Below are 13221 nucleotides of genomic sequence, written 5' to 3'. Positions count from 1 at the left end.
TCAACAAGCTATAAACTAGGAGGTTATTATTGTGACTCAAGGTGAAAAAATTACTGTACAAAATGGTGTATTAAACGTTCCAAACAATCCAATTATTCCTTTTATTGAAGGTGATGGTACTGGTCCAGATATTTGGGCATCAGCGTCTCGCGTGTTAGAAGCAGCAGTAGAAAAAGCTTATAACGGTGAAAAGAAAATTGTATGGAAAGAAGTATTAGCTGGTGAGAAAGCATTCAACAAAACAGGTGAATGGTTACCTGCTGAGACTTTAGATGTAATTCGTGACTACATAATTGCAATTAAAGGTCCATTAACAACTCCAGTTGGTGGTGGAATTCGTTCTTTAAACGTTGCGCTACGTCAAGAGTTAGACTTATTTACTTGTTTACGTCCGGTACGTTATTTCCAAGGAGTACCTTCTCCGGTAAGACGTCCAGAAGACACTGACATGGTTATTTTCCGTGAAAATACTGAAGATATTTATGCTGGTATTGAGTATGCAAAAGGCTCTGAAGAAGTAGAAAAACTAATCAACTTCTTACAAACTGAAATGGGTGTGAACAAAATCCGCTTCCCTGAAACTTCTGGTATCGGAATTAAACCAGTTTCTGAAGAAGGTACTTCCCGTTTAGTTCGTGCTGCTATTAATTATGCAATTGAGCATGGCCGTAAATCTTTAACATTAGTTCATAAAGGTAACATCATGAAATTTACTGAAGGTGCTTTCAAAAACTGGGGTTACGAATTAGCTGAAAAAGAATTCGGTGATAAAGTATTCACTTGGGCACAATACGATCGTATTGCAGAAGCAGAAGGTAAAGATGCTGCGAACAAAGCTCAAGAAACAGCTGAAGCAGAAGGTAAAATAATCGTAAAAGATTCCATCGCGGATATCTTCTTACAACAAATTTTAACTCGTCCTCGTGAGTTTGATGTAGTTGCAACTATGAACTTAAATGGAGATTATATTTCTGATGCACTAGCTGCACAAGTTGGTGGTATAGGTATCGCTCCAGGAGCTAACATTAACTATGAAACTGGTCATGCAATTTTCGAAGCAACACATGGTACTGCTCCGAAATATGCTGGTCTTGATAAAGTAAATCCATCTTCAGTAATCCTTTCTGGAGTATTAATGCTTGAACACCTTGGCTGGACAGAAGCTGCTGAATTAGTTGTTAAGGCTATGGAGAAATCTATTTCTTCTAAAGTTGTAACTTACGATTTTGCTCGCCTAATGGAAGGTGCAACAGAAGTAAAATGTTCTGAATTCGGAGACGAATTAATTAAAAATATGTAATATAATTTCCGTAATGTGAGGTAATCGGCTTTTATGCCGGTTACCTTAAAGTACTTAATTAGGGCTGGGAGGAATGTATAATGTCAATGAAACGTAAAAAGATTTCTGTTATTGGTGCAGGTTTTACGGGTGCGACTACAGCTTTTTTACTTGCTCAAAAGGAACTAGGTGACGTTGTTTTAGTAGATATTCCGCAATTAGAAAATCCTACAAAAGGTAAAGCGTTAGATATGTTAGAGGCTAGCCCGGTAATTGGCTTTGATGCAAATATAACTGGAACTTCTAATTATGAGGATACTGCTAATTCAGATGTTGTAGTAATTACGGCTGGTATCGCTCGTAAACCTGGTATGAGTCGCGACGACTTAGTACAAACTAACCAAAAAATTATGAAGAGTGTAACGAAAGAAATTGTCAAACATTCTCCTAACTGCTATATTATCGTACTAACTAATCCAGTAGATGCTATGACATATACTGTTTTCAAGGAGTCTGGGTTCCCAAAAAATCGTGTTATCGGTCAATCTGGGGTGCTTGATACTGCTCGATTCCGAACTTTCGTAGCACAAGAGTTAAATATATCTGTTAAAGATATTACCGGTTTCGTATTAGGTGGTCATGGAGATGATATGGTACCTTTAGTACGCTACTCTTATGCAGGTGGAATTCCATTAGAAACATTAATTCCGAAAGCTAGACTTGACGCCATTGTGGAAAGAACTAGAAAAGGTGGAGGAGAAATCGTTAACCTTTTAGGAAATGGTAGTGCTTACTATGCACCAGCTGCTTCACTAGTTGAAATGACGGAAGCAATATTAAAAGATCAACGTCGAGTTTTGCCAGCTATTGCCTATTTAGAGGGAGAGTACGGATATAAAGGGATATATTTAGGTGTCCCAACAATTCTTGGTGCAGGCGGAATTGAACAGATCATTGAATTAGACTTAACAGAAGAAGAGAAAGCAGGATTACAAAAATCTGTAGAATCTGTTAAAAGTGTTATGTCTATATTAGCGTAATCTATTATTTATTTGGGAGAGTTCATTCTCTCCCAATTTTTCAACTAATAAATGCAACCGCTTACAAAAATGAGGTGTTATAATGTTGTTAGGTAAAAAAAGAAAGATAGGTAGAAAATTAAAAGAAATAAAAGTTGGTGAAAAGCTAGAGCTTAGTGAGAAAATTGAAGACAAAGATTTGCTTCTTTATTTAGGACTTACGGACGATGCAAATCCAATATATATCCAACATGATTATGCCTCTCAGACACCATTAAAAAAACCAATTGTTCCTTCTGTCATGCTAACAGGAATTGTTACTTCTGCAGTTTCAAAATATTTACCTGGCCCTGGTAGTCACATTGTTCACCAAGATTTATCTTTTCCGAAGCCTGTTTATCATTACGCTACATTAAACTTTTTATTTGAAATAATCGACATTCATGAAAAAGACCATACAATTGAAATAGTAGTTCATGCAACAAACGAAGGTAACGAAACTGTAATTAAGGGGAAGCTGACTGTATGCCCTCCACACCGTCTTGAACCGGTAGAAAGTATCACATTAGAAAATTTTTAAAAAGAAGCAGAAATGCTTCTTTTTTTGTGGGTTTTGTAAACTGAAATACAAGCCTCCTCCGCTTTTCTCTGTCTAGCTACAGGGGCTAGCGGCTCGAGGTCACAATGCAATCCGTCCAGAAGGTCAAAAAGCGACCTTCTAGCCGCCTTGCCTTGTGCTTGTCGCCGCTGAACGAGCCCCTTCCGCTTTTCGGATTGTCTAGCTCCGGAGCATTGGCCCTATCAAACTTCCCATTCCGTCCGTACGATGAGTCAACATCAACTCGCCTCTGGCTCCCAAAGCGTTTCCTTTATCTCCTACCGGACTGGTCCAGTTTGTACGGGCAAAGTCGATGTGCCTCCGCTTTTCTATCTGTCTAGCTCCGGCGGCTAGGTCCGGCTCAAACTTCCCTTTTCCTCCGTACGATAAGTCAACATCGGCTCCTTCGTCGCCGTGTTTCCTTTATCTCCTGCGGAAAAAGTCCAGTTTGATTGGACCTGAGCAAGCCGCCTCCGCTTTTCTAATTGTCTCTTTTATTTTTTAGGTGTATGATTAAGTTAGAAAATTTTATAAATAGAATGATTTGGCTTTTGCTTTTGGGAAGGGGTTCCTATTAAGTATAAGTGGAGGAAAATTCATGAGTAAAAAAGTGTTAATTGTAGATGATGAGGAATCAATCGTAACTTTGTTACAGTACAATATTCAACAGGCTGGATTTCAAGTAGTCGTTGCAAATGATGGAGAAGAAGGATTACAAAAAGCTATAAGTGAAGAACCCGATTTTATTGTATTAGATTTAATGCTTCCTAAAATGGATGGAATTGAAGTGTGTAAAGAACTTCGGCTTAGAAAAGTAATGGTCCCGATTTTAATGTTAACAGCGAAAGATGATGAATTTGATAAAGTTTTGGGATTAGAATTAGGGGCAGATGATTATATGACAAAGCCATTTAGCCCAAGAGAAGTAGTAGCGAGAATTAAAGCTATATTTCGTCGAACATCGACTTCCAACCAACCCACTGCTGATGATGTGCAAAATGGAAGCCATGGTGAAACATTAAAAATTGGAAGTTTGAAAATCTTACCTGAACAATATGAGGCCTATTATAAATCCGAGAGATTAGAGTTTACCCCGAAAGAATTTGAACTCTTAGTTTTTCTTTCTAAAAACAAAGGAAGAGTACTAACTCGAGATCAATTATTAAGTGCTGTTTGGAACTATGACTTTGCTGGTGATACTCGAATTGTTGATGTTCATATTAGCCATTTACGAGAAAAAATAGAACCAGATACCAAAAAACCTATTTACATAAAAACGATAAGGGGATTAGGTTACAAATTGGAGGAACCGAAGCTTGATGAGTAAATTTCGCTCGCGCCTTTTATTTGCCCTTATCACGCTGATCATAACCGTACTTATCGGGTTAGGTTTATTACTTGGTCAGTTGTTTAAATCTTTTTATTTAAACACATTTAATCAAAGACTAGAAAAAGAGACGAATGTCATTTCATTATTAGCTCAACAAGAGGGTGGACTCACCCCACAATTACAGTCTCAACTACAAGATATAAGTGATACATTAACTGCAAGAATTACTTTAACAGACCTAGACGGAATTATAATATATGATACTAACGTAAGAACCCCATATAATAGGGAGCACCAAGCTGTTATTAGTAAAGTGATCCAAAGTTATAAAGCTCAAGATACTTTTTATTTTGATCAAGATGAAGAGATGTTTTATTATGGAGCTACAATTAAAAATGAGGAAGAACGAGTTGCTTTTGTCGTATTAAGTACTCCTGTAGAGCCGCTTCATCAGCTTAATCAGCAAATTTGGGGCTTGTTAATTGCTAGTTTAGGTACAGCTTTAGTTGTTATTCTTTTACTAGGGGTGAAAATTACAACTCACTATACAAGACCGATCGAGTCAGCAACGAAAGTAGCAACCGAACTTGCGAAAGGGAATTATCAAGCAAGAACGTATGAAGAATATTTAGATGAAACAGCGATGTTAAGTCAATCGATAAATATATTAGCACGTAATTTGCAAGACATGACGTCAGCTCAAGAAATGCAGCAAGATCGCTTAAAAACGTTAATTGAAAATATGGGAAGTGGACTAATCTTAATAGATGGTAGAGGTTATATTAATTTAGTAAACCGAGCGTACAAAGAAACATTTAATGCGAGACTTGGTGATTATTTATACCGTTTATACTATGAAGCTTTTGAACATAAAGAAATTATTGCTTTAGTTGAAGAAATTTTTATGACAGAAGTGAAAGTCCGAAAACAAATTATTCTACCTCTCAACATTGAAAGAAAACATTTTGAAGTATACGGTGCTCCTATTATCGGTAATAACGAAGAATGGAAAGGAATTGTTCTCGTTTTTCATGATATTACGGAGTTGAAGAAACTTGAACAAATGAGAAAAGATTTTGTTGCAAATGTTTCCCATGAGCTAAAAACGCCCGTTACATCAATAAAGGGATTTTCAGAAACGTTATTAGACGGTGCAATGGAAGATAAAGAAACACTAAGGCATTTTCTTTCTATCATTTTAAAAGAAAGTGGTAGGCTTCAATCACTTATTCAAGATTTATTAGATTTATCGAAAATAGAACAACAAGGATATAAACTAAATGTTCAATATTTAAATATTCATGAACTGCTAGAAGAAATATTTGAAATATTGAAGAGTAAGGCAGAGAGTAAAAATATCCGTTTACAACTCTTAAAAAGTGAGCAACCTTTATTTTTATTAGGCGATAGTGCTAGATTAAAACAAGTTTTTATTAACTTAATAAACAATGCGCTTGCCTATACGCCTGCAGATGGTGAAGTAACTGTTACGGTAAAGGATAAAGGAAAAGATGTCCATATCGTTATTAAAGATACCGGAATAGGTATGGAAGAGGAAGAAATTCCGAGAATATTTGAGCGTTTCTATCGTGTCGATAAAGCGAGAAGTAGAAATTCCGGTGGGACAGGATTAGGACTGGCAATCGTGAAACACTTAATCGAAGCGCATAAAGGTAAAATAACGGTTTCTAGTAAAGTAAATGAAGGGACTTCTTTCGTTGTAGTATTAAATAAAGAAAATAAAGATTTACAATAGATTAACAAATTTTTCATGCTTGTTTAATAATCCATTGTTACTATATAGATGAAACCCCTTCATCCAAAGCATTAGTTTTGGAAATGGCCAGAACATTTTGTTCTAGCCATTTTTTTTATGCATAAAATCGATATCGCTAAATAGCGTCTCCATTAGTTTACATTATATTGGAATAACTAGAAATCACTGCAACTATCAAAATTATGATAATATGAAAATGTAAAAAACTTTTTAAGAAATTGTAATTAATGGTCATATTATTGAAACTTTTATCATTAAAGTACGTATAAGAGTTATCGAAAGAAAGAGGGGAGAAAAGGATGATAAGTTTAAAACAAATATACACAACTATTTTTCTCGTGTTACTTGCAGTAGTTGTCGGAGTAACCGCACTAACTAGTTGGTACACGGTGGATGAAACAGAACAAGCAGTAATTTTAACTTTTGGTAAACTGGATGGAGATATTAAACCATCTGGTCTGCATTTCAAACTACCTTGGCCGATCCAAAAAGTAGAGAAACTTTCTACACAAACGTTTAGTTTACAGTTTGGTTATGAAGAAAAAGATGGTGTTGTTGTGGAATTCCCAGATGAAACGAAAATGATTACAGGAGACGAAAATATCGTCCTAGCTGATATGGTTGTTATGTGGAGAATAACGGATCCTGGAAAGTTTTTATTTAACTCCAATGATCCACGTCAAGTATTATATAATGCTACTTCCGCTTCTTTAAGAAGTATAATTGGTAGTTCTGATATTGATGATGCGTTAACAGACGGAAAGGCAGAAATAGAAGCTGAAGTATTTGAACTAATTGTATCCTTAATGGAAAAGTATGATATCGGTGTTTCTGTGACAGCTGTAAAATTACAAGATGTTGAGCTACCGAATGAAGAAGTTCGTAAAGCATTTACAAATGTAACTGATGCAAGAGAAACAATGGAAACAAGAAGGAATGAAGCTAATAGATATCGTAATCAACAGATTAATGAGGCGCAAGGGGAAAAAGACGCGATTATTTCAAAAGCTGAAGGGGAGAAAACAGCCCGTATTGAAAAAGCTCGTGGAGATGTCGCAAGATTCAACGCATTATATGAAGAGTATGTAAATGCTCCAGAAATTACTAGAGAGCGTATTATTATTGAAACGTTAGAATATGTGTTACCTAATGCAGAAATTTATATTATGAATGATGAAGGAAATACGATGAAATACTTCCCTATTCGCCAATCAGAATCAACGAATAGTACTCCGGTACCACCAGTGAATCAGGAAGGGAGTGGCAACAACTAATGAGTGATCAAAACATAATAGATATTCAAGAACGTAAGCCTAATTTTGAGTGGAAAAAAGCAATCCGCGGTGGAATTGTTTTAATTATAGCTTTCGTTGTTATAGGACTTCTTCTTGCGAATGTTTACATTGTTAGAGAAGGTGAGTTTAAAGTTGTTCGACAGTTCCAAGCAGTTGTTGATGTGAAAAATGAGCCTGGCTTATACGTGAAAATACCGTTCATTCAAGAAGTTACGACTCTACCAAAATATCAAATGCTTTATGATGTAACAGAGGCAGAAATAAATACTCGAGATAAAAAACGAATGTTAATAGATAACTATGTTTTATGGCGAATAGAAGATCCACAATCAATGTTACGACAAGCAGCAACAGTAGTGAATGCAGAAGCAAAGATGTCGGAGTTTGTTTTCTCGGTTGTTCGTACAGAGTTAGGGCGACTTAACTATGACGAAATTATTAATGATGAAAAATCGAGCCGTGGAAGTTTAAATGATATTGTAACAGAGCGTGTGAACGAGTTGCTTACGAAAGATAATTATGGAATCGTTGTAACAGATGTCCGTATAAAGCGTACTGATTTGCCTGAGGAAAATGAACATTCGGTATATACTCGTATGATTTCTGAACGTGAATCTACAGCACAAGATTATCTCTCCCAAGGGGAAGCAGAGAAAAACAGAATTATTGCAAATACAGATAGAGAAGTAAGAGAAATGTTAGCTATAGCTGAAGCGGATGCCGATAAAATAAGAGGGGAAGGAGAACAGGAAGCTGCAAAAGTATATAACGACTCTTTCTCAAAAGACGCAGAGTTTTATCAATTGTATCGTACTTTAGAATCGTACAAAACGACTATTAACGGAGATACTGTCATTATTTTACCATCTGATTCTCCATATGCTAGATTACTTCTTGGATATAGAGAATAAATAAAAGAAAACAATTGTAGCCGTAATTTTCCTTTCTATTTGCTATCATGTTAAAATAGAAACGGAGAATTATGGCTTTTTTATATAGAAGGAGGTAAGAACATGACAAAAAAATTAGTACTAATTGATGGAAATAGTATAGCGTACCGTGCGTTTTTTGCATTGCCGCTATTGAGTAACGATAAAGGGATACATACGAACGCTATTTATGGATTTACGATGATGTTAATGAGAATATTAGAAGAAGAAAAACCTACACATATGTTAGTTGCATTTGATGCTGGAAAAACTACTTTCCGTCATAAAACGTTTGGAGAGTATAAAGGAGGACGACAAAAGACTCCACCAGAACTTTCTGAGCAGTTTTCTTTTTTAAGAGAACTATTAAATGCATACAACATTAAAACATACGAATTAGATAACTATGAAGCCGATGATATTATTGGAACAATGTCACTTCAAGCCGAAAAAGATGGCTTCGAAGTAAAAGTTATCTCTGGAGATAAAGACTTAACGCAACTTGCATCAGACCGCGTGACAGTAGATATTACTCGTAAAGGAATAACAGATGTTGACTCCTATACTCCTGACTTTGTACAGGAAAAGTACGGAATTAATGTTAATCAAATTATCGATATGAAAGGTCTAATGGGTGACTCTTCCGATAATATTCCAGGTGTACCAGGTGTGGGAGAAAAAACAGCATTAAAGCTATTGAAAGAGTTTGGTTCGGTAGAGTCATTATTAGAGTCGATTGATCAAGTAAGTGGAAAGAAACTAAAGGAAAAGTTAGAAGAAAATAAAGAACAAGCACTGATGAGTAAAGAGTTAGCAACAATTCTTCGTGAAGCACCAATTGAAGTAAAGGTGGATGATACGAAATATGATGGCTTTGATGCCCAAAAAGTTGTTGGGATATTTAAAGAGCTAGGCTTCAATTCCTTGTTAGATAAAGTCGGAGCGACAGTAGAAGAACCAATAGAAGAATTAAAGACAGTTACATATGAAATAGTGGAAGAAATTCGTGAAGATCATTTCGCTTGGGAAAATGTGCTCATGGTAGAAGTGTTGGAAGAAAACTATCATAAGGCTACTATTCAAGGAATTGCAATTGTTAACGAGAAAGGTAGCTTTTATTTCCGGACGGAAGATGCACTACAATCAGAAGTCTTTAAAGAGTTTGCTCAATCAAAGGAACAAAAGAAAACGGTTTTTGATGCGAAAAGAGCGCAAGTTGCCCTTCGTTGGCAAGGCGTTGAATTAAATGGAATTGATTTTGATTTCCATTTAGCTTCCTATATTTTAAACCCTGCGGAAGCTTCCGAAGACTTAGCAGAAATAGTGAAGAAAAAAGGGTATGCCCAAGTACAAGCAGATGAGACAATATATGGTCGCGGAGCAAAACAGGCTGTACCTAATGAAGATATATTAGCAGAGCATTTAATTAGAAAAGCAACTGCGATGGAACAATTAAAAGATACATTTATAAAGGAATTAGAGGAAAATGAGCAGTTAGAACTTTTTGAGCAATTGGAAATGCCGTTATCCATTATTTTAGCGAATATGGAAGCGACTGGAGTAAGGGTAGATATAGATAGGCTAGAAAAAATGGGTGAGGATTTAGCTCAGAAGCTTGAGAAATTAGAAGAAACTATTTATGAACTAGCTGGGGAAAAGTTTAATATTAATTCGCCAAAACAGCTTGGTGTCATCCTATTTGAAAAATTAGGTTTACCTCCAGTTAAGAAAACAAAAACAGGCTATTCCACTTCGGTTGATGTTTTAGAGGCGTTAGCAGAAAAACATGAAATAATTCAACAAATCTTAAATTATCGTCAACTTGGAAAGTTAAAATCCACCTATATAGAAGGACTGTTAAAAGTTGTTCATAAAGATACTAGCAAGATACACACTAGATTTAACCAAGCTTTAACTCAGACAGGACGTCTAAGTTCAATTGATCCGAACTTACAAAATATCCCGATAAGATTAGAAGAGGGTAGAAAAATCCGTCAAGCGTTTGTTCCGTCGGAAAAAGATTGGGTAATCTTTGCAGCGGATTATTCACAAATTGAATTACGAGTACTTGCTCATATTGCTGGGGACGAAAAGCTAATTGAAGCGTTTAATGAAGATGCTGATATTCATACAAAAACAGCTATGGATGTTTTCCACGTAGGTGCCGATGAAGTAACTTCAAATATGCGAAGACAAGCAAAAGCAGTAAACTTTGGGATTGTTTATGGAATTAGTGATTACGGATTATCTCAAAGCTTAGGAATTACTCGTAAAGAAGCAAAAACATTTATTGACCGATACTTGGAAAGTTTTCCAGGTGTAAAACAATATATGGAAGATATCGTTCAAGACGCAAAAGATAAAGGGTATGTATCTACACTATTACATCGTCGAAGATATTTGCCAGAAATTACGAGCAGAAACTTTAATCTACGTAGTTTTGCGGAGAGAACGGCAATGAACACTCCTATTCAAGGTAGTGCTGCCGACATTATTAAAAAAGCGATGATTAACATGGCGGGTAGATTGAAGGAAGAAGGGCTCAAAACTAAATTATTGTTACAAGTTCACGATGAGTTAGTTTTTGAGGCGCCAAAAGAAGAAATGGAACTATTAAAGAAAATAGTTCCTGAAGAAATGGAACGAGCGATTAAGTTAGATGTTCCTTTAAAAGTTGATTATTCTTACGGACCTACATGGTTTGATGCAAAATAAAAGGTAGGGATTTAAGTTGCCAGAATTACCAGAAGTAGAAACGGTTAGAAGAACGCTCGTACAACTAGTAAAAGGGAAAACAATAGAAGAGGTGGAAGTTCGTTGGCCCAAAATGATTAAAGAGCCAGACGATGTCCAACAATTTGAGCTATTGCTTCGTGGCCAAACAATTTTAGATATAGGTAGAAGAGGTAAGTTTTTACTCTTTACGTTATCCGATTTTGTCATGGTTTCCCATTTGCGAATGGAAGGTCGATACGGTCTCTTTGCAAAGGAAGAACCGATGAATAAACATGTACATGTTATTTTTCGATTTACAGATGGAACAGAATTACGATATCAAGATGTACGGAAGTTTGGAACGTACCATCTGTTTAAACCAGGTGAAGAATTAAAAACAAAACCGTTAGTAAACCTTGGCCCAGAACCGTTTGATGAGAGCTTCACAGTAGATGTCTTAAAACAGAAACTACAACGAACAAATCGTAACATAAAGGCAGCCTTATTAGATCAATCCGTAGTAGTTGGATTAGGGAACATTTACGTTGATGAGGCGTTGTTTCGATCTAATATTCATCCAGAAACAATTGCAAGTAGTTTAACGGATGAACAAATGAGGACGCTACATCGAGAAATAATATTAACGTTACAAGATGCAGTGGAAAAAGGCGGTAGTACGGTACGTTCTTACGTAAATTCTCAAGGCGAAATAGGGTTATTTCAATTAGATATTTTTGTATACGGTCGTAATGATGAGCCGTGTAAAAAATGTGGCACGGTTATCGAAAAGTCCGTAGTTGCGGGTAGAGGGACACATATATGTCCTAATTGTCAAAGAAAGTAGAGCTAAAGGGATAAACACATCGAATGGGCTCCTGCCATATACTATGTTAGTGATAGTAAGGGAGGAGCTCGTTTTGATTCAGTACATGTCGCTTTTTCTTTTAGCTTTTGCCGTAAGTTTAGATAGTTTTAGTGTTGGTTTAACATACGGATTACGAAAGATGCATATGCCACTAAAGTCTCTGTCCATTATTGCTTTATGTTCGGCTGTTTCTTTATTACTTGCGATGTTTTTAGGTACAATTATAATGAATTTTATGTCGATCCAATTTGCTGAAACGATTGGTGGAGTTATCCTTATTTGTTTAGGGCTTTGGGTTTTATATCAATTTTTCCGTTCGAATGAGAAGGATTCGGAGTTAGTCGGAGAGAAATTGATCCTAAATTTTGAAATAAAATCATTAGGTGTTGTCATTAATATTTTGAAAAAGCCAACTGAAGCTGATTTTGATCGCTCTGGATCAATCACTGGATTAGAAGCATTTTTTCTAGGGATTGCACTTTCTCTAGATGCTTTCGGGGCAGGAATAGGTGCAGCTCTTCTAGGGTTTTCTCCGTGGGGAATGGCGATATGTGTTGCAATAATGTGCTCATTATTTGTTGTGTCTGGAATTAAGTTAGGTCGAGTATTTTCGAATGTTAGCTGGATTCAAAAGCTTTCTTTTCTACCAGGTGTATTATTAATTGTTATTGGGGTTATAAAATTATAAAGAGGCTGGGTGTTTAGAGCAGTCTCTTTTTTCGTAAAGGAGAGTTGGCCATGCCAGGAATTGTTATTGGGTTAACAGGTGGGATTGCCAGTGGGAAAAGTACGGTAGCAAACATATTAAAAGAAAAAGGAATACCAGTCGTTGATGCTGATATCATTGCCAGGGAAGTTGTCGAAAAAGGATCAGAGACGTTAAACAAGTTAGTAGAAACTTTTTCACCGGCTATATTACATAACGACGGATCGTTAGACCGTGCAGCGTTAGGGAGTATCATTTTTCATAATGAAGATAAACGTCAACTTTTAAATAGTATCATACATCCGAACATTAGAAAAAGAATGAAAGAAAAAACAGCTCAATATTTACAAGAAGGCTACTCAGTTGTCGTAATGGACATACCGTTACTATTTGAAAGTAAATTAACACATTTAGTCGATAAAACAATCGTAGTATATGTGGACGAAGAAGTGCAATTAAAGCGACTAATGGAAAGAAATATATTATCAAAAGATGAAGCGTTAGCAAGAATTCATTCACAAATGCCCTTAAAAGAGAAAAAAAACCTAGCCAATTTCGTCATCGATAACAACGGATCTCTAGACGAGACAACCACTCAATTACAAGAAATATTAAAACAAATTCAAGAATAGCTCACCATCATTACACTCGCCATTAAAGGTGAGTTTTTTTAGTTTAAAAAGTTAATAATCGACATATATTTCTGAT

Annotated in this window: 11 protein-coding genes; all 11 read left to right on the top strand. The window is 36.0% G+C overall.

Translation table 11 applies throughout. The annotated features are described in order from the left end of the window. The first annotated feature begins 31 nt into the window (after positions 1-31). The 11 genes from icd to coaE all read left to right on the top strand — a co-directional run bounded on the left by icd (position 32) and on the right by coaE (position 13145). Entirely contained in the window at positions 32-1300 is a 1269-nt protein-coding gene (gene icd, locus O1A01_RS19550; RefSeq protein WP_270064801.1) for an NADP-dependent isocitrate dehydrogenase, read from the top strand. Positions 1301-1380: 80 nt separating this feature from the next. Then, positions 1381-2319, top strand: coding sequence for a malate dehydrogenase (mdh, locus tag O1A01_RS19545; protein WP_270064800.1), 939 nt, complete (start codon positions 1381-1383; stop codon positions 2317-2319). Positions 2320-2401: 82 nt separating this feature from the next. Beyond that, entirely contained in the window at positions 2402-2878 is a 477-nt protein-coding gene (locus tag O1A01_RS19540; RefSeq protein WP_270064799.1) for a MaoC/PaaZ C-terminal domain-containing protein, read from the top strand. Between the two features lie 616 nt (positions 2879-3494). Beyond that, a complete protein-coding gene (locus tag O1A01_RS19535) occupies positions 3495-4223 on the top strand; it encodes a response regulator transcription factor (RefSeq protein ID WP_270064798.1) in 729 nt (242 codons plus the stop codon). Further along, positions 4216-5982 carry a two-component system histidine kinase PnpS gene (gene pnpS, locus O1A01_RS19530; RefSeq protein WP_270066438.1) on the top strand — a complete coding sequence of 589 codons (1767 nt, stop codon included), beginning with the start codon at positions 4216-4218 and terminating at the stop codon, positions 5980-5982. The genes O1A01_RS19535 and pnpS overlap by 8 nt, the downstream gene beginning before the upstream one ends. A 320-nt stretch (positions 5983-6302) precedes the next feature. Then, positions 6303-7277 (top strand): FtsH protease activity modulator HflK, encoded by a 975-nt coding sequence (gene hflK / locus O1A01_RS19525; RefSeq protein WP_270064797.1) that lies wholly within the window; start codon positions 6303-6305, stop codon positions 7275-7277. Then, positions 7277-8209, top strand: a complete 933-nt coding sequence (gene hflC / locus O1A01_RS19520; protein ID WP_270064796.1) for a protease modulator HflC — start codon at positions 7277-7279, stop codon at positions 8207-8209. Before hflK ends, hflC begins: the two co-directional genes overlap by 1 nt. Before the next feature lie 102 nt (positions 8210-8311). After that, positions 8312-10942, top strand: coding sequence for a DNA polymerase I (gene polA, locus O1A01_RS19515; protein ID WP_270064795.1), 2631 nt, complete (start codon positions 8312-8314; stop codon positions 10940-10942). Positions 10943-10958: 16 nt separating this feature from the next. Then, positions 10959-11786, top strand: a complete 828-nt coding sequence (gene mutM, locus O1A01_RS19510; RefSeq protein WP_270064794.1) for a DNA-formamidopyrimidine glycosylase — start codon at positions 10959-10961, stop codon at positions 11784-11786. A 73-nt stretch (positions 11787-11859) separates the two neighbouring features. After that, a complete protein-coding gene (gene ytaF / locus O1A01_RS19505) occupies positions 11860-12495 on the top strand; it encodes a sporulation membrane protein YtaF (RefSeq protein ID WP_270064793.1) in 636 nt (211 codons plus the stop codon). Between the two features lie 50 nt (positions 12496-12545). Further along, positions 12546-13145 carry a dephospho-CoA kinase gene (gene coaE, locus O1A01_RS19500; RefSeq protein ID WP_270064792.1) on the top strand — a complete coding sequence of 200 codons (600 nt, stop codon included), beginning with the start codon at positions 12546-12548 and terminating at the stop codon, positions 13143-13145. The last annotated feature ends 76 nt before the right edge of the window (positions 13146-13221 follow it).

Source organism: Sutcliffiella sp. NC1, assembly GCF_027594365.1.
In the GTDB taxonomy this organism is placed as follows: Bacteria; Bacillota; Bacilli; order Bacillales; family Bacillaceae_I; genus Sutcliffiella; species Sutcliffiella cohnii.
Note: the sequence above shows the minus strand (reverse complement) of the source record. Positions and strands in the feature narration are given on the sequence as shown.

Coding starts and splice junctions, on each gene's coding strand:
- pnpS (WP_270066438.1), top strand. CDS start 4,216: ATGAGTAAATTTCGCTCGCGCCTTTTATTTGCCCTTATCACGCTGATC.
- O1A01_RS19535 (WP_270064798.1), top strand. CDS start 3,495: ATGAGTAAAAAAGTGTTAATTGTAGATGATGAGGAATCAATCGTAACT.
- mdh (WP_270064800.1), top strand. CDS start 1,381: ATGTCAATGAAACGTAAAAAGATTTCTGTTATTGGTGCAGGTTTTACG.
- hflC (WP_270064796.1), top strand. CDS start 7,277: ATGAGTGATCAAAACATAATAGATATTCAAGAACGTAAGCCTAATTTT.
- polA (WP_270064795.1), top strand. CDS start 8,312: ATGACAAAAAAATTAGTACTAATTGATGGAAATAGTATAGCGTACCGT.
- O1A01_RS19540 (WP_270064799.1), top strand. CDS start 2,402: ATGTTGTTAGGTAAAAAAAGAAAGATAGGTAGAAAATTAAAAGAAATA.
- coaE (WP_270064792.1), top strand. CDS start 12,546: ATGCCAGGAATTGTTATTGGGTTAACAGGTGGGATTGCCAGTGGGAAA.
- hflK (WP_270064797.1), top strand. CDS start 6,303: ATGATAAGTTTAAAACAAATATACACAACTATTTTTCTCGTGTTACTT.